Source organism: Eubacterium sp. 1001713B170207_170306_E7, from assembly GCF_015547515.1.
Lineage (GTDB): Bacteria > Bacillota > Clostridia > Eubacteriales > Eubacteriaceae > Eubacterium.
The window spans coordinates 465329-482166 of the sequence record NZ_JADMVE010000002.1; the positions used below are offsets into that span (position 1 = coordinate 465329).

The 16838-nt window shown below is 59.6% G+C and carries 15 protein-coding genes; all 15 read left to right on the forward strand.

From position 1 onward, the window contains the following. Positions 1–5: 5 nt before the first annotated feature. Positions 6–1157, forward strand: a complete 1152-nt coding sequence (gene thiH / locus I2B62_RS07475) for a 2-iminoacetate synthase ThiH (RefSeq protein ID WP_195268362.1) — start codon at positions 6–8, stop codon at positions 1155–1157. Beyond that, the gene (locus I2B62_RS07480) at positions 1150–1755 is read left to right on the forward strand and encodes a thiamine phosphate synthase (protein WP_195268363.1); all 606 of its coding nucleotides are present in this window, start codon (positions 1150–1152) and stop codon (positions 1753–1755) included. Before thiH ends, I2B62_RS07480 begins: the two co-directional genes overlap by 8 nt. 105 nt (positions 1756–1860) lie before the next feature. Beyond that, entirely contained in the window at positions 1861–3234 is a 1374-nt protein-coding gene (locus I2B62_RS07485) for an MATE family efflux transporter (protein WP_347707795.1), read from the forward strand. Between the two features lie 29 nt (positions 3235–3263). Beyond that, positions 3264–3872 (forward strand): HD domain-containing protein, encoded by a 609-nt coding sequence (locus I2B62_RS07490; protein ID WP_195268364.1) that lies wholly within the window; start codon positions 3264–3266, stop codon positions 3870–3872. Between the two features lie 379 nt (positions 3873–4251). Next, positions 4252–5763 (forward strand): FGGY family carbohydrate kinase, encoded by a 1512-nt coding sequence (locus I2B62_RS07495; RefSeq protein WP_195268365.1) that lies wholly within the window; start codon positions 4252–4254, stop codon positions 5761–5763. 26 nt (positions 5764–5789) lie between these two features. Further along, positions 5790–7550, forward strand: coding sequence for an FAD-dependent oxidoreductase (locus tag I2B62_RS07500; protein ID WP_195268366.1), 1761 nt, complete (start codon positions 5790–5792; stop codon positions 7548–7550). After that, the gene (locus I2B62_RS07505) at positions 7550–8797 is read left to right on the forward strand and encodes an FAD-dependent oxidoreductase (protein ID WP_195268367.1); all 1248 of its coding nucleotides are present in this window, start codon (positions 7550–7552) and stop codon (positions 8795–8797) included. The genes I2B62_RS07500 and I2B62_RS07505 overlap by 1 nt, the downstream gene beginning before the upstream one ends. Before the next feature lie 2 nt (positions 8798–8799). Then, positions 8800–9165, forward strand: a complete 366-nt coding sequence (locus I2B62_RS07510; RefSeq protein WP_195268368.1) for a DUF1667 domain-containing protein — start codon at positions 8800–8802, stop codon at positions 9163–9165. A gap of 3 nt (positions 9166–9168) precedes the next feature. Further along, positions 9169–10599 (forward strand): FAD-binding oxidoreductase, encoded by a 1431-nt coding sequence (locus I2B62_RS07515; RefSeq protein ID WP_195268369.1) that lies wholly within the window; start codon positions 9169–9171, stop codon positions 10597–10599. Positions 10600–10751: 152 nt separating this feature from the next. Further along, positions 10752–11516, forward strand: a complete 765-nt coding sequence (locus I2B62_RS07520) for a hypothetical protein (protein WP_195268370.1) — start codon at positions 10752–10754, stop codon at positions 11514–11516. Then, positions 11513–12475 (forward strand): electron transfer flavoprotein subunit alpha/FixB family protein, encoded by a 963-nt coding sequence (locus I2B62_RS07525; protein WP_195268371.1) that lies wholly within the window; start codon positions 11513–11515, stop codon positions 12473–12475. Before I2B62_RS07520 ends, I2B62_RS07525 begins: the two co-directional genes overlap by 4 nt. Beyond that, on the forward strand, positions 12465–13901 hold the full coding sequence (locus I2B62_RS07530) for an FAD-binding oxidoreductase (RefSeq protein ID WP_195268372.1): 1437 nt from the start codon (positions 12465–12467) through the stop codon (positions 13899–13901). The genes I2B62_RS07525 and I2B62_RS07530 overlap by 11 nt, the downstream gene beginning before the upstream one ends. Then, complete coding sequence (locus I2B62_RS07535; protein ID WP_195268373.1) at positions 13898–14689, forward strand: electron transfer flavoprotein subunit beta/FixA family protein; 792 nt, start codon at positions 13898–13900, stop codon at positions 14687–14689. The genes I2B62_RS07530 and I2B62_RS07535 overlap by 4 nt, the downstream gene beginning before the upstream one ends. After that, entirely contained in the window at positions 14686–15639 is a 954-nt protein-coding gene (locus tag I2B62_RS07540) for an electron transfer flavoprotein subunit alpha/FixB family protein (protein WP_195268374.1), read from the forward strand. Before I2B62_RS07535 ends, I2B62_RS07540 begins: the two co-directional genes overlap by 4 nt. Before the next feature lie 56 nt (positions 15640–15695). After that, on the forward strand, positions 15696–16625 hold the full coding sequence (locus I2B62_RS07545; RefSeq protein ID WP_195268375.1) for a YhfZ family protein: 930 nt from the start codon (positions 15696–15698) through the stop codon (positions 16623–16625). The last annotated feature ends 213 nt before the right edge of the window (positions 16626–16838 follow it).

Genomic DNA, 16838 nt, shown 5'->3' on the forward strand with positions numbered 1-16838 from the left:
CTCAGATGAGAGAACGAACCGACCATATGACCTGCCTGCCCGGCATGGAGGACATCGGCACAGAGCTGATGGACCAGGTGCTGGCAGCGGCGGACGCCTTTGATTATGAGGCCTTTACCGGGGCGGAGGTGCGCCGGGCGCTGGAGAAGCAGACACTGAAGCCGGAGGATTTCGCGGCGCTGCTGTCGCCGGCGGCCATGCCTTATCTGGAGGAAATGGCCCGGCGGGCCCAGCTTGAGACCCGCAGGCATTTCGGCAATTCCATCTACCTGTTCACCCCCCTGTACATCGCCAATTACTGTGAGAATTACTGTATCTACTGCGGCTTTAACTGCCACAATAAAATCCACCGCGCGCGGCTGAACGCAGAGGAGATCGAGCGGGAAATGCAGACCATCGCGGCCACCGGCCTCGAGGAAATTCTGCTGCTGACCGGTGAGAGCCCGAAGATGTCCAATGTGGAATACATCGGGCAGGCCTGCCGGATCGCGCGGAAATATTTTAAGGTGGTGGGCCTGGAGGTTTATCCAATGAACACGGAGGATTACAGGTATCTGCACGAATGCGGCGCGGATTTTGTCACGGTTTTCCAGGAAACCTACAACTCAGACAAATACGAAACCCTGCATCTGGCAGGGCCAAAGCGGGTATTCCCCTACCGGTTTAACACCCAGGAGCGGGCGCTGCGCGGCGGTATCCGCGGTGTGGGATTCGCCGCCCTGCTGGGGCTTGACGACTTCCGCAGGGACGCCTTTGCCACTGGCATGCACGCTTACCTGCTTCAGCGCAGATACCCCCATGCGGAGATCGCTTTTTCCTGTCCGCGGCTCCGCCCCATCATCAACAATGACAAGATTAATCCAAAGGACGTGCATGAGCCTCAGCTTCTGCAGATCATCACCGCCTACCGGCTGTTCATGCCCTTTGCCAGCATCACCATCTCAAGCCGTGAATGCGCGCGGTTCCGGGACAACATTATCCAGATCGCCGCGACCAAGATCTCGGCAGGGGTCGATGTGGGCATTGGCGGCCACTCCGGTGAGGCCCGGGGTGACGAACAGTTTGAGATCGACGACGGCCGCACCGTGGACGAGATTTACAGCATGATCCTGTCCGAAAAGCTTCAGCCCGTCATGAGCGAATACGTCTATGTTTGAGATCATCGCTGTGACGAACCGGGGCTGCTGCCCGGAGGGGCGTGGGTTCGCCGAACAGGTGGCGCGGATCGCCGCGGCAGGCGTGGACAAGGTTATCCTGCGGGAGAAGGACCTGACGCCGGAGGCCTATGAAAAACTGGCACGGCAGATTCTAAAGGCCTGCGAGGACAGCGGGGCAGAGCTTTTGCTCCACCGCTTCACGGCAGTGGCCGACGCGATGGGACACGCCAAAATTCACCTTCCGCTGCCGGTTCTGGAGGAGGCGCCCGGCCTCCGGCGGCAGTTTGAGACCATCGGTGTGTCGGTCCACTCTTTGGAGCAGGCCAGGCGCGCGCTGAGCCTGGGCGCGGACTACCTGAGCGCCGGGCATGTGTTTGCCACGGACTGTAAAAAAGGGCTGCCGCCCAGAGGGCTTGGCTTTTTATCAGAAATCTGTAGCGAGATGCCCATTCCGGTCTACGCCATCGGCGGTATTTCGGCGGCGAATATCCAGCGCGTACAGGAGGCCGGAGCCGCTGGAGCTTGTGTGATGTCCGGGATCATGGAGAGTGAGTCGCCAGAGGCGTATGTGAGTGCGCTTCTTCAAAAAATCGGATGAACCAATATAACTGCCGTTTGTAGGAACGGCGGTTTTTTAATTCGGGCAAAGCCTTTTGGAAAATGGTATAATAGGGGCAGATCAAAAACAGGGAGATGAGGAAAAGTGGAAGAGGACAACGCACAGCAGCAGAAATACAAGAAAATGACAGAGACGCCTGTGGAGCCGCTGATCTGCCGGATGGCGGTGCCTACCATCATCAGCATGCTGATCACGTCGATTTACAATATGGCGGATACCTTTTTTGTGGGGCGCATTGGCACCAGCGCCACGGCGGCAGTGGGCATTGTGTTTTCACTGATGGCCATTATCCAGGCCATTGGCTTTTTCTTCGGGCAGGGCTCAGGCAATTATATTTCCAGAAAGCTGGGCGCCCGGGAGGTGGAGGAGGCCTCGCGCATGGCGGCGACGGGATTTTTCAGCGCGCTTTTGACAGGGGCGGCGGTCATGCTTCTGGGCTTCTGCTTTTCAGAGCCGTTCTGCAGGCTGCTGGGCGCCACCGAGACCATCATGCCCTATGCCCAGGATTATATGCGCCTGATCCTGATCGGAGCGCCCTACATGACGGCGGCGCTGGTGCTTAACAACCAGCTCAGACTGCAGGGCAATGCCTTTTACGCCATGATCGGCCTGGTCAGCGGCGGGCTCCTGAACATTGCGCTGGATCCTCTGTTTATCTTTGGTTTCGGGCTTGGTATCAGCGGCGCGGCCCTGGCGACGATTCTCAGCCAGCTCGTGAGTTTTTCGCTGTTGCTTCTGGGCTGTAACCATGTATCCGGGAACCTGCCTGTCCGTTTCCGGCATTTTTCGCCCAGCCTTGCCCGGTACCGCGCCATTGTGAACGGCGGCCTGCCAAGCCTGTGCCGACAGGGGCTTGCCAGTGTGGCGACCATCTGCCTGAACACCGCGGCCGGCCCCTTTGGCGACGCGGCCATTGCGGCCATGTCCATCGTTACCCGGCTCACACAGTTTGCCGCCTCGGCAGTGCTGGGCTTTGGTCAGGGCTTTCAGCCGGTGTGTGGTTTTAACTATGGGGCCGGGCGCTATGACCGCGTGCTCCGGGGATTTTGGTTCTGTGTGGCAGTGGCATCAGTGGTGCTGGTGGTGCTCTCAACCCTCGGAGAGATTTTCGCTCCTGGGCTCATTGCGCTGTTCAGAGCGGACGACGCCCAGGTCATTGCCATCGGCGCAAAGGCTCTGCGCTTTCAGTGCATTACCTTTCCGTTGCTGGGCTGGGTAACCCTGTGCAACATGCTGCTTCAGAATATCGGAAGGGTTACGCAGGCCAGTATTCTTTCAGTGGCGCGCCAGGGGCTGTTTTTCCTGCCGCTGATCCTGCTTCTGCCTGTGGGGCTGGGGTTATTGGGCGTTCAGCTGTGCCAGCCCATCGCCGATGTTCTGACCTTTGCTGCCGCGATTCCTTTAGCGCTGCCGACACTGCGGTTTTTGCGCCGGGGAGAGGGTATAAAGGTTGAATAATGCCTGTTACAGGAAAGGAAGTGAACCCTATGCTCGAGAGGCTGAAAACACTGCTGCTGTCCACGCAGGACTTCAGGGAAATTGAGTTTGACGGTGAGGATTTCAGAGAGCTGCTGGCCCTGCGGGGCATTGCCCAGAATCCGAAATACCACCCGGAGGGGGACGCCTTCACCCACACCATTCTGGTGATGAACCAGGCGGCAAGGCTCCGGACTCAGGCGCAAAACCCCTTTGCCTTTATGCTGGCAGCGCTCTGCCACGATTATGGAAAGGCGGTCTGCACCGCGGAAAAGGATGGGCGGATTGTGTCCTATGGCCATGAGAAAAGGGGACTGCCCTTAGCCAGAGGCTTTATGAAACGTTTTGGTGTCGACGGCATGACCATGGGTCTTGTGCTGAACCATGTGGAGTACCATATGCGCCCGAACGGCCTGTATCTTCAGTCCTCCTCGGAAAAAGCGACCCGGCGGCTGTTTGGAAAATCGCTGTGCCCGGAGGATTTGCTGCTTCTGGCAAAGGCGGATTCATCGGGACGGGGCGCGGGCACTCCGATGCGTGATTATGAGGAGAATGAGCAGTGGCTGAGGGAGCGGCTGGCGGATTACCGCCGCTGGCAGAGAGAGAACAAAATGCAGTAGAAATGGTCAACCCGTATCACCGTGATACGGGTTCTTCTTTCGGGCGGCTGACGGTGCCGCCACAGCCCTTTATCCAGACGGATAAAAGAGGCCAGGCGCTGGGGTTCAGTGGCAGGCTTAAGAAAAAAATCTGAGGGAGAAAACGGCGTAGAATCAAGCGTTTTCAGCTGGGGATGAAGACGGGCGTCAAAAAAAGATTGACAAGGTAAAAAAACGGGTCTATACTTAAAACCATCAAGAGTACAAAAAAATATACATTAATTCCGGCGGATTGACATAAGGGGTATGGCGTAAGAAATGCCGGACAGGGGGAGGTATCATTAAATATACAAAAAAATGTACAATTAAATATCGTTGATTTATGGAGATTTGGAGAAAAATGAACGAAACTGATTTGGGGGAAAACATGAAAAACTATATTTTGGTAATTGATGAGGGAACCACTGGGGTTCGTGCGCTGATTTATGACCGCGATATGCGCATGGTGGATTTTGTTTACGAGGCGCTGGAGCTGCTCTATCCCGGGCCGGACGAGGCAGAGACAGATGCTAATGAGATTTATGACAAGACCGTGAAGGCCTGCCGGGCGGTGGTGGAAAAATGCGGGATCGCGGCGGAGGATATTGCCGGTGTGGGCATTACGACGCAGCGCGCCTCCTGGGTGATGTGGAACAAAGAAACCGGACAGCCACTGCACAACGCGGTGCTGTGGTTTGACAACCGCGGACGCCACCAGAAGCAGAAATTTATGGACGATCCTTTTTTCAGCACGAACTTCCCTGGGCTGGCCGAAGCGCTGCCGGGCTTTTACGTGCCGCTGGTTCTGGATAAGATCTGCGATGACGCGCCGGAATTTGCCGGGGAAATGAAAAAGGAAACCACACTCTTTGGCAACGTGGATACCTGGCTGATCTGGAAGCTTACCAAGGGGGCGGTTCACGCTACCACGGGCAGCATGACCAGCGCGGGCATGATCTACGACAACGCGGCCTGCTGCTATAATCTGCCCTTTGTCGGGTATTTTGGCTTCCGGGAGGAAATGCTGCCGGAGGTATGCGAGGAGACGGGCTTCTTTGGGAATATGAGCGCGGACATTCTGGGGGTGGAAATCCCGATCTGCAGCGCTTTTGCGGATCAGCAGTCCGCCATGTTCAGCCAGGGGTGCCTGAGCCCCAACACCATCAAGTGCACCATGGGCACGGGAACCTTTGTGGACATTAACGTGGGCCCTGAGATCAAGTCGGTGCCGGGCCTGAACACCATGATCAGCTGGAACATCGGCGGTGAAAGGCTTTATCTGCTAGAGGGGCAGTCCTCCACTGCGGGCACCTGTCTGGAATGGGCCAAGAACAAGCTGAAATTCTTTGATGATTTTCCGGAGATGGATGTTCTGGCCGAGTCGGTAACGGACAGCAACGGCGTTTATTTCATCCCGGCGCTGGCCGGTATGGCCTTCGCGCCCTACAACGATGATACCGCCAAGGGGGCCTTTATGGGCATTGGACCCGGCGCGACCAGAGAGCACTTTGTGAGAGCCATGCTGGAGGGCATCGCTTTTGCGGGCGTGCTGTTCATGGAGGAGGCTGCCAAAATGGGTGCGGGCATTGATGAGATCAAGGTGTCCGGCGGCGTGAGCAAGAGCCACTCGGTGCTGCAGGCCATGGCAGACGTGACAGGCGCCAGGGTCGTCCGGCCCAAGTCGGTGGAAGCCACCGCGCTGGGAGCCGCTGAAGCTGCGGCCATTCAGCTGGGCTGGATGCAGCTGGCCGATGTGGAAAAATATTTGGAAATCGAACAGGTCGTAGAGCCTGGTGAAAACAGTGAAAAGCTGAGAGAGACCTATCGGAACTGGAAAAAGGTTGTGGAACGGACCTTGGACTGGAACTTCTGACCGGTCACAGCTGAAAGGAAGACAAAATGCTGGAGACAATCGAACAAGAACTTAAAAAAGCCTTTCCTGAAATCCCATTATCCCTGTCGGTGGACGCGCGCAGGATCGTGACGGTCACTGGCGTGTGCGGCACCTGGGACCAGGTGGTGGACATCGGACATCTGATCGCTAAGCAGGAGGGTGTGCGGAATGTGGTCAACGAGCTGACCGTAAAGGGCATGGAGATCCCCAAAAAGGATTATTCCGCTTTTCGGAAGCAGGGAGAAGCCATCGGCGTCATCGACGATGTGGACGTGGTCATCATCGGTGCGGGCATCAGCGGCTGCGGCATTGCCCGGGAGCTGTCCAAGTACCAGCTTAATATTCTGGTGACGGAAATGTCCGACGACGTGGCCACCGGCGCGACCAAGGCCAACAACGGCAACATCCACCCCGGGCACGCGGCCAAGCCGGGCACACTCAAGGCCAGGCTGAACGTGAAAGGAAACCGGATGTATACCCGGTGGGCTGAGGAGCTGGGCTTTGAGCTCCAGCGCTGCGGTTCCATGGGGGTCATCACCGAGGAGGCGCTGAGATCTGCGCTGAAGGCCGCCTACGATGTGGCGGTGCTCAACGGTGTGGACGGCGTGGAGCTGGTGGACGGGACCCGGGCCCTTGAAATTGAGCCTAAGCTGGCGGACGCTGGCGTGACCCGGCCCCTTGAGGCGCTCTGGCTGCCGAGCATGGGGCTGGTGGAGCCCTACGAGGTGGCGGTCGCTCTGGCGGAAAACGCCGCGGACAACGGTGTCCGCTTCCTGTTTAACTGCACAGTGGCCGACATTCTCACAGAAAACGGCCAGGCCAAGGGTGTGGTAAGCTCCAAAGGCATTATCCGCGCGAAATATGTGATTAACTGCGCGGGGGTATATGCCGATGAGCTGTCTGCCATGGCCGGGGATAAATCCTACACCATTCATCCCAGAAAGGGCACCATTGCCATTCTGGATAAAAACAAGAAGCCGGAGTTTGACGTGATCACGGAGATCACGACCCTGGAGCGCATCCAGCGTGAGAAGAACGCGGAATCCAAGGGCGGTGGCATGTGCCGGACGCCGGAGTGGAATATCTTGCTGGGGCCGTCGGCCACCGAGACCCCGGACAAGGAGGACAACGCCACCACCGAGGCGGATCTGCGCTACGCCATGGGCATCAACCAAAACGAGCAGACCGGCTACGGCGACATCATCCGGATTTTCGCGGGCACCCGTCCGGCGGATTATAAGGAGGATTTTGTCATCGAAATGTCTGATGTGACCCACGGCTTTATCAACGTGGGGGCCATTCAGTCGCCGGGGCTGGCCTCAGCGCCGGCCATTGCGGAGCTGGTGGAAAAGATCCTGCTTGAGGATATGCAGGCCTGCGGCCGTCCGGCGCGGGAAAATCAAGCCTATAACCCCAGACATCAAAAGCGCCGGAACTTCCGCCATATGAGCCGTGAGGAACAGGATGCCCTGATCGCCAGGGACCCGCGTTACGGCCGCATTATCTGCCGCTGCGAGTCCATCACCGAGGGTGAGATACTGGACGCCATCCATTCGCCGGTCATTCCACAGTCCATCGACGCCATCAAGCGCCGGACCCGGGCGGGTATGGGGCGCTGCCAGGGCGGCTTCTGCCAGCCCCGGGTGCTGGAAATTCTGGCCCGGGAGCTGGGCAGGGAATGGACAGACATCAACTTAAGAGACGAGGGCACCAATGTCCTGATTGAGACAAGCCGCCCCGCCGGGCAGGAAGAGGGTGAAAGATAATGAAAGAGATCAAGATTGATATCGCGGTTATCGGCGGCGGCCCTGCCGGCATGGCGGCGGCGCTGGAAGCCAGACGGCAGGGCGCCAGAAGGGTGATGATCATCGAGCGGGATATTGAGCAGGGAGGCATCCTCCAGCAGTGTATCCATGATGGCTTCGGCCTGCACCGGTTTAAGAAACGGCTGTCCGGCACCGATTACGCCCAGCGCTTCATCGATGAGGTGGAGGCCAGCGACATTGAGGTACTCTTAGACACCATGGTGCTGGAGATCACAGAGGACAAGGTGGTTTACGCCTGCAATAACCGCGACGGCATGATGAAAATCGACTGCGGCGCGGTGATCCTGGCCATGGGCTGCCGTGAGCGGACGGCCAGCCAGGTGCTGCTATACGGCTACCGCCCGGCCGGGGTCATGACAGCCGGCTCGGTTCAGCGCTACATTAACATGGAGGGCTACCTGCCGGGCAAAGAGGCTGTGATCCTGGGCTCGGGCGACATCGGGCTGATCATGGCCCGGCGCATGACCCTGGAGCACATTAAGGTCAAGGGCGTTTATGAGGTCATGCAGGACCCGGGCGGACTGACCCGCAACATCGTGCAGTGTCTGGATGATTACGACATTCCCTTGCACCTTGCCACCACGGTTACCTGGATTCACGGCAAGGACCGCATTGAGGGCGTGACCGTGGCAAAGGTGGATGAAAACCGGCAGGTGATCCCAGGAACGGAGGAATATATTTCCTGTGACCTGCTGGTGCTGGCCGTGGGCCTGATTCCAGAAAATGAGCTGTCCGTCAAGGCCGGTATCGCAATGGACCCCCGGACGCGCGGCCCGGTGCTGGACAACCATTTTATGACCAGTATTCCCGGTATTTTCGCGGCAGGCAATGTGGCCGTGGTCTTTGACCTGGTGGATTATGTGTCCGAATCCGGCGAAATCGCCGGCCGGGGGGCGGTTGCCTACCTGAACGGCACTCTGGATACCGGGGCGGCCGTCGTGGACACGGTTCCGGGAGAGAACGTGAATTTCATCGTGCCTCAGCGCATGCGCGTGGGCAGCCGCGGCGAGACCACCCTCTTTATGCGGGTGAAAAAGCCCGGAAAGGGCGTGCGGCTCACCTGTGAAAACGGCGGCGAGACGCTGGCGTCTAAAAAGCTGAAAACCGTGGCTCCGCCGGAGATGGTGGCCTGCACGGTGACGCCGAGGCAGGACGCACCGCTGGTAATTGATGTGAAGGAGGCGTAAGCATGGTTAAAAAAGAATACATCTGTATTGTGTGCCCGAACAGCTGCCGCCTGGAGGTTACGGACGATAACGGGAGACTGTCCGTAGAGGGTGCGGGCTGCAAGCTGGGCATCGCCCACGGCGAAAAGGAATATACCAATCCGGAGCGCATGCTGACCACAACGGTGAGCATCACCGGCGGCACTCACCGGCGTCTGCCGGTCATCAGCGCCGGCGAGCTGCCGAGAGATAAAATGGAAGACTGCCTGAAGGTGCTTTACAGCCGGACGCTTAAAGCGCCGGTGGCCTGCGGGCAGGTCATCGAACAGAACATCTGCGGGACAGGGGTGGACATCGTCGCTTCCCGATCAATGAAGGAGAGAGGTTAAATTATGAATAAAGAAGCACTGGTACAGGAACTGGGGAAAATTGTGGGAGCGGACAGAGTCTCAGACAGCGAGCAGGCTGTTCTGGACGCCGCCAAGGATTATATCGGCTACCGCCGCTATGAACGCGACGATCAGAAATACTGGGTGCCCCGGGCGGCCTGCGTGGTTCGCCCTCAGAGCACCGAACAGGTGGCTGAGGTGCTGAAATACTTAAACGATGAAAAAATCGACGTGGTGCCCAGAACCGGCGGCTCCAGCGTTACCCGCGGTATCGAGCCCCGTCAGGACGGCGTGATTCTGGATGGCTCAGATATGAATGAGATCATCGAGGTCAATGAGAAGGATATGTTCGTGACCGCCAAGTGCGGAACCCCTCTGGAATACCTCGAGGGCTGCCTGAACAAGATGGGCTACACCACCGGGCATTTCCCCCAGTCCCTGCCCATGGCGCAGGTGGGCGGCCTGCTGGCTACACGCAGTATCGGCCAGTTCTCAACCCTTTACGGCGGCATTGAGGACCTGGTCGTGGGGCTGGAGGCTGTGCTGGCCGACGGCAGTGTGGTTCGGATTAAAAACGTGCCGAGACGCTCGGTCGGGCCGGATCTGCGCCATTTGTTCATCGGCAGCGAGGGACTTCTGGGCTTTATCACCGAGGCGTCTTTGAAAATTTTCAAATATATGCCTGAAAACCGCTGGATGAAGGCCTACGGCATCAAGGGCATGAAGAACGGCCTGGACCTGATCCGCGATATCATGACAGCCGGCTACAAGCCTGCCGTTGTGCGCCTGCACGATCCGCTGGAAGTCGCGGACCAGATGGGCGGCGTAGCGCCGGAGGGACACTGCATGCTGATTCTGCTGGCCGAGGGCCCGGCCGGCGTTACCAAAGCCATCGGCGAGGGCATCGAAGCCCTGGTAGCCAAATACAGCCCTGTGGATCTGGGCACCAAGCCGGTTGAGAACTGGCTCGTACACCGCAACGATGTGTGCGATGACCTGGATAAGCCAAAATACTATGACATGGGCGTCGTGGCCGACACCTGCGAAATTTCCGGCAACTGGTCGGTAATCGGCGATATCTACGACGCAGTGCTGGAACGCCTGCCCCGGGAAATGGAAAACGTGGTCTTTCTGGGCGGACATTCCTCCCACAGCTACATGCAGGGCACTAATATCTACTTCCAGTTCGCCTTTACCGTATCCGACGGGGCCGAAAGTGTGGAAAAAGACTATATGAACCTGATCCGCATTATTCTGGAGGAAACCCTGAAGCGTGGCGGCAGCATTGCCCACCACCACGGCTCCGGCAAATACCGCACCCAGTTCATGCCGCAGGAGCACGGCTCGTCCTACCAGCTGATGTACCGGCTGAAGGAAGCCATGGATCCTGCCCATATTTTAAACAAAGGCGTGCTTTTAGTTGAGGAAAACTGAGCCAGAATTTGTTATAATTAAATAAAACTGCATTCAGAACTGCACCCTGCTCCAACAGACGGCCCCAAAGGCCCGGAGAGAGGGTGCGGTTTGATCTGGTTTTAGGGCAGAAGCCTGAAAGCAGGAATAACAACAACACCAAAGGGGACAAAATGAAAATTTGCGTATGCTTTAAAATCGTACCAGACCTCGACCAGGTTCTGGAGTCGGACTGGGCGGCTGTTTCCCAGGGGCTGGACACCAGCTATGTCAAGAAGATGATCAACTGCTTTGACGAGACCGCGCTGGAGATGGCCCTGCGGCTTAAGGATACAGCGGCGGACGGGGCAGTGTCGTGCACTGCCGTGACCGTGGGCGGCGGCCTGACAGGCCTTATGAAAGGGCTGTACGCGGTGGGCTATGACCGGGTGGTCAGCATTCCGCTCGAGAACCGGGAGTTCTGCCCCGAGACGGTGGCGTCCCTGCTGGCCGGTTTTATAAAGGACGGGGACTTCGATTTGGTGCTGGCCGGCAAGCAGGCCGGTATGGCCGACAGCGGTGTGGTGCCGCCGACTCTGGCCGGACTGCTGGGGCGGCCCTTTATCGGAGACACCGTGGCGGCAGGGCTGGAGGACGGGCAGCTTGTGCTGGAGCACGAGACCCCCGGAGGGCTCGAGGTTCTGAGGCTCAGGGGCCCCGTGGCCGCCTCGGTGGGCGACGCGGTGTATGCCTACCTGCGGGTGGCGACCCTGCGGGAAAAAATGGCCGCCTCCAAGCGGGATATTGAGACGTGGGCTGCGCCCCCGGTGCGGCCGGCCGAGCGGCCGGACTTTATCCGGGAGACCAGCGCAAAGGAATGTGTGATGATCGAGGGTGAAAGCGCCGGGGCCAAGGCGGACGAAGTGTATAAAAAATGGATTGAGGGGATAACCGCATGAAGACAGTCTTTATTTTTACAAACGATGACGACCGCCAGAAGGCAACCGGACGGCTGAATGCCTTTGCGGAGCCCCTTGTGGCGGATGGGAACACAGCTGAAGTCTGGGACCTGGGCAGCACGGCGGCGGACACGGCAGAGACCGCCTGCAGCCTGGCCGGCGTCACCGGGGCGGTGTCCTGTCCCCTGGACAGTGAAGCCCTGCCGGAGAACCTGCTGGATATTCTGGAAGCCCTGTACCGGGAGTGGGAGCCCGGGCTCCTGATCCTGACGGCGGAGTCCGGCCCGCTGGCGGCGCGGCTGGCCCTGCGGCTCGGCGGCGTCTGCCTGACAGGCTGCCGGAGCATGGGCACAGACGGAGAGGGCTTATGGGTCCGGCGTCCTGTGTACAATTCCCACGCCGACGCGGTCTGCCGTCCTCAGGCCCGCCCTCTGGTGCTGACGGTCTCCAAGGCCGGCCCGGTGGCGGCGGTCCCCCAGGCGGCAGCGCCGACGGCCATTACCGGGTACAGCCCGGAGCTCAGGCGTTATGACTACTGTCTGGACAGGCAGCTTAAGGCCGGCCGGGAGAAGAACCCGCTGGAGGAGGCGAAGCTGGTGCTGGTGGGCGGCAGGGGCCTAGGTTCCAGAGAGAACTACGAGCGCCTGAAGTCGCTGGCCCGGGCCTGGGGCGGCGCCTGCGGCTGTACCCGGGCAGCGGCCATAAACGGCTGGGCCGACGTGGGCGATATCATCGGCCAGTCCGGCCATGTGCTCAGGGCAGAGCTGTGTGTGACACTGGGCGTGTCGGGGGCCGCCCCCTTTATGGCTGGGGTCGAGAGCGTTAAAACCCTGGTGGCGGTCAATAACGACCCGGATGCGCCGGTTTTTGCCGGGGCGGATTACGGCCTTGTGGAGGACGCCCTGGAGGTTTTAGAGGCCTGGGAAAAGCAGGCAGAGGAGCAGAGACATGAAGATTGAGACAATGGAAGACAAATACGGACAGTGGCTTCGGGATGAGTCCCGCATCAGCGGCAGCGCCGGCGCGGTCTGCTTTCCCGAAAGCTTTGAGCAGGCGCAGGAGGCCGTGGCCTATGCCCGCACCGGGGGACTGCGTATCACCCTCCAGGGCGCGCGGACCGGCCTGACCGGCGCGGCCGTACCCCAGGGCGGCCTGATCGTGGACTGCCAGGGCATGAAGGGTCTGGAGCGGCGGGAAGGGCCGGTCCTGTATGCGGAGGCGGGCGTCACACTGGAGCAGCTGCACGCTTTTTTGAGAAAGGAGGCTCTGGAATTTCCGCCAAACCCCACCGAGGAGACCGCAACCCTTGGCGGCATGTTCGGCTGCAACGCCATGGGCATCGACGGCCAGCGCACCGCCCCCTGGGTGCGAAAGCTCTGGTGGCTCACCGCCTCCGGCGGGGTCTGGGAAATTGAACGGGGCAGCTGTGTTTTTGATGACACGGGCTGCGATCTGCCGGACGGCAGCCGCCTGAGCTGTGAGACCTTTGACCGCTCCGGGGTGCTGAACGGACTGGTGGCCGTCCCGCAGACTGATCTGATCGACTATCTTGCCGGGAGTGAGGGGCAGCTGGGCATGGCTTTGGCCTTTGAGCTGGAGCTTGCGAAAAAACCGGACTGCGCCTGGGGTGTGCTGTACTTTCTGCCCGCGGATCAGGAGGCGCTGGCCCTGTGCCGGGCGCTGGCCCAGACTGAGAACAGCGGCAGTGTGACCGTGATGGAATATTACGACCGGGCCGCCCTCAGCCTGCTCACGGAGGGGCGGCAGAGCAGCGCCGCCCTGCAGGAGCTGCCCGGGTTTCCCCAGGACGCCGGGGCGGCGGTTTACATCGAGCTGGCCGGGGATGACCCCGACACGCTGGAGGGCGCGCTGTTTGAGCAGCTGGATATTTTTGAGGGACTGGGCGGCAGTGAGGAGCAGACCTGGGCGGCCAGCGAGCGTTACGAGATCGAGCGCTTCAGAAAGCTGCGCCATGTGGTGACCGAGCTGGCCAACGGGAAGCTCGACGCCCTCGTCGCGGCTGTGCCCGGGCTCACACGCCTGTCCTCAGACCTGAAGGGGCCGGCGGAAAAGGCAGAGGACTATCTGGAAATGTACCATCAGGGCATGACCCGGAGCGGCGTGCACGCCGTAATATACGGCGCGGCCGCGGAGAACCGCTTTCACGTCAATTTCCTGCCGGAGACCCCCGGGGAATGGGAGAAATGCCAGGCACTGACGGCAGAATGGGCCGCCCGGGCTGCCGGGGACAGGGGGCAGATTGTCACCGAGAACGGCGCAGGCCTGATGAAGCGGGAGCTGGCCTGGAAATTTGTGCCGGAGGCGGTGCGGAACCAGATAAAGGCCGTGAAGCAGGCATTTGATCCGGAGGGAATTTTTAAATGAAGATAATCGTGTGTATCAAGCAGGTTCCGGCGCTCTCAGAGGCTGGCATGGACAGGGAAAAGGGCCTGCTGGTGCGGACCGGCGAAAACAAGATCAATCCCTATGACCTGCCCGCCATCGAGACCGCCCTGCGGCTGAGAGAGGCTCTGGGCGGCGAGGTCACAGCGTTGAGCATGGGGCCGGAGAGCGCCGGGCAGGCTCTGCGCACCGCTCTGGCCATGACTGCGGACCATGCCTGTCTCATGTGTGACCGGGCCTTTGCAGGGGCCGATGTGCTCATGACAGCCCGCACACTGGCCCAGGGAATCCGGGCCTTGGGCGGTGCAGACCTGATTATCTGCGGACAGCAGACCACCGACGGCGACACGGCCCAGGTGCCCTTTTCGCTGGCAGAGCAGCTGGGCATTCCGGTTATGGGCTGGGTGCGCGAGATCACCGGCGCGGACGAGCAAAGGCTGGCGGTCCGCCAGGAGCTGACCGGCAGAACCTGCCAGGTCAGCGGCGGCCTGCCCCTGGTGCTGGCCGTCAACCCGACCATCTGCGAAGCCCGGATACCGGGACTGCGGGCAAAGCTGAAGGCCGGAAAGCAGGAGATCCAGAGACTGGCTCTGGACGATCTGGAAGAGCGGGACAGCACCACCTACGGGCTGGCAGGCTCGCCCACCCGGGTGGTGCGCCTGTTCCAGCCTGAGACAGCGGCCCGGCAGCCCGTTCTGGAGCTGAGCGACAGCCAGGGCGCGGCGCTCCTGCTAGAGGTGTGGAGAAGCACAAGGGAGGCAGCAAAATGAGCACAGCGTTAATCTATTTACAGGAGGGCCTCGGCGGCCTGCACCCCGTGTGCGCCGAACTGGCCGCAAAGGCCGGAGAGCTGGCCGGTGAAACGGCCGGCGTGCTCATCTGCGCGGGACTGACCCCGGAGCTCAGGCAGGCCCTGCGGCGCAGCGGCCTGCGCCGGGTATACCTTTATAGCGCTCCGGACGCCGGGATGTTCTGCCTGGAGAGACATAGGGCGGCCGTGACCGACTGTGTGCGGCGTCTGGAGCCGGAGATCCTGCTCTTTGGCGCGACCCTTGAGGGGCGTTCCCTTGCGCCCACGGTGGGGGCGGCCTTTCGGACCGGGGTGACAGCCGACTGTACCGGGCTGGAGCTCAACCGTGAGGGGCAGCTGGTGCAGACCCGCCCGGCCTTTGGCGGGCGCATCATGGCCAGCATTCTCACAAAAACCGCCCGGCCCCAGATCGCCACAGTCCGCCAGGGCGTGTTTAAAGCGTCCTCCGGCGCCGCGGCAGACTGCGAGATCATCCCCTGCGGGCTGCCCGAAGCCCCGGGGCCCCGGCTCGCAATCGAGGCCGGCTCCGACGCGCCTTTGCCAGAGCAGGAGCGCCGGCCTGTGGTGGTGGCTGTGGGCGGTGGCCTGAGGGATAAAGCCGACCTGGCCTTGTTTGAGCACCTGGCCGAAAGGCTGGACGCGGATCTGATGTGTTCCCGGGTGCTGGTGGAGCGGGGCTTTCTGCCCCAGAGCCGCCAGATCGGCCTCAGCGGCAGCGCCATCTCGGCAGAACTGCTGCTGTGCTTTGGCATCTCTGGCTCGGTCCAGTTTTTATCCGGCGTAAAGAGCGTCGGGCGGCTCTGTGCCGTCAATGAGGACCGGGACGCCGAGATCATGAAAAACGCGGATTACCCGGTGCTGGGCGACCTGTACGGCGTGGCCCGGGCCATGCTGGAGGCGGCCGGTTGACAAAAGTGGAAAGCCGTGCTATTGTAAAATGATATTGAAAGCATGAGGAATAACCAATGAAGCCAACCTTTTATAAAAAAACAGGGCTCGCCACCATTAACATCGCCCGGGATTTTTACACCATGCAGCCCGGCGACCGGGTGCCCACCATCGCGGAGTACACCCAGCGCTTTGACGTGTCCCGGGGCATTGTCCAGAAAGCCATCGCCACTCTGGAGCAGGACGCCTGTATCCAAACCCGGAAGAACGGGGTCAAGGGAACCTTTGTCACAGAGATTGACTACGAGAAGCTTTACCCCTATACCAACTGGGGATCGCTGACCGGCACCATGCCCGTGCCCATGACACTCTCCTTCTCAAGCCTGACCACAGCCATCTGCGAGGAGATGGAAAAAAGCCCCTTTCCGTTCTCCTTTGCCTATGTCACAGGCTCTGAGAAGCGTCTGGCGGCCCTTAAGGAGATGATTTATGACTTTATCATTGTGTCTAAAAGCTCGGCGGAGCGCTATCTGAGTGAAAATGATTTTCTGGAAAAGGCCATCGAGCTGACCGGCAGCGTCTATTCTGAGCCCTATGTGCTGTATTTTCTGGATAAGGACAAAACAGAGATCGAGGACGGCATGCGCATGGCCGTGGACCGGAACAGCATTGACCAGTACGCCATTTCCCAGAAGCTCTGCGAGGGAAAGGACGTGGAGCTGGTCCAGACGCCCTACGCCAGTTTCAGCGAGCTGCTGGTCAAGAAAAATGTGGACTGCTTTATCTACCGCCGGGACGGCTGGTACAACCATTACCAGCCTGACCTCAACCAGCGGGTGGTGGAGCTGCCCGGCTATCCGTTGGAGGAAGTGACCACTCCGGTGATCCTGATCAACCGGGAAAATTATGGCTTTAAGAAGCTTCTCTGCCAGTACATCACAGCCGAAAGGACCCATGAAATCCAGGAAAAGGTCATCTCCGGCGAATGTGCCGTCAAGTTTTTTTAAGAAGAGTGAAAAAGAAGCGGCGCAGCCCAGGACTGCGCCTTTTAAAGAGTTTGACATTTTGAGAACCCGTATCGTGGCGATACGGGTTCTTTTTGGTTACTGTTCCGCGGGTACGGTATGCTGCGGTGAGACGGCTAAATAATAAAAATTAAATAATATACTTTACAAAATGATATTATACGTTGTATAATATCATTAACGATATAAAGAAAG

Excerpts from the sequence above, each read along its gene's own strand:
- I2B62_RS07545 (WP_195268375.1), top strand. The coding sequence starts at position 15,696 with ATGAAGCCAACCTTTTATAAAAAAACAGGGCTCGCCACCATTAACATC.
- I2B62_RS07500 (WP_195268366.1), top strand. The coding sequence starts at position 5,790 with ATGCTGGAGACAATCGAACAAGAACTTAAAAAAGCCTTTCCTGAAATC.
- I2B62_RS07490 (WP_195268364.1), top strand. The coding sequence starts at position 3,264 with ATGCTCGAGAGGCTGAAAACACTGCTGCTGTCCACGCAGGACTTCAGG.
- I2B62_RS07505 (WP_195268367.1), top strand. The coding sequence starts at position 7,550 with ATGAAAGAGATCAAGATTGATATCGCGGTTATCGGCGGCGGCCCTGCC.
- I2B62_RS07525 (WP_195268371.1), top strand. The coding sequence starts at position 11,513 with ATGAAGACAGTCTTTATTTTTACAAACGATGACGACCGCCAGAAGGCA.
- I2B62_RS07495 (WP_195268365.1), top strand. The coding sequence starts at position 4,252 with ATGAACGAAACTGATTTGGGGGAAAACATGAAAAACTATATTTTGGTA.
- I2B62_RS07530 (WP_195268372.1), top strand. The coding sequence starts at position 12,465 with ATGAAGATTGAGACAATGGAAGACAAATACGGACAGTGGCTTCGGGAT.
- I2B62_RS07510 (WP_195268368.1), top strand. The coding sequence starts at position 8,800 with ATGGTTAAAAAAGAATACATCTGTATTGTGTGCCCGAACAGCTGCCGC.
- I2B62_RS07480 (WP_195268363.1), top strand. The coding sequence starts at position 1,150 with ATGTTTGAGATCATCGCTGTGACGAACCGGGGCTGCTGCCCGGAGGGG.
- thiH (WP_195268362.1), top strand. The coding sequence starts at position 6 with ATGAGAGAACGAACCGACCATATGACCTGCCTGCCCGGCATGGAGGAC.
- I2B62_RS07535 (WP_195268373.1), top strand. The coding sequence starts at position 13,898 with ATGAAGATAATCGTGTGTATCAAGCAGGTTCCGGCGCTCTCAGAGGCT.
- I2B62_RS07515 (WP_195268369.1), top strand. The coding sequence starts at position 9,169 with ATGAATAAAGAAGCACTGGTACAGGAACTGGGGAAAATTGTGGGAGCG.
- I2B62_RS07540 (WP_195268374.1), top strand. The coding sequence starts at position 14,686 with ATGAGCACAGCGTTAATCTATTTACAGGAGGGCCTCGGCGGCCTGCAC.
- I2B62_RS07520 (WP_195268370.1), top strand. The coding sequence starts at position 10,752 with ATGAAAATTTGCGTATGCTTTAAAATCGTACCAGACCTCGACCAGGTT.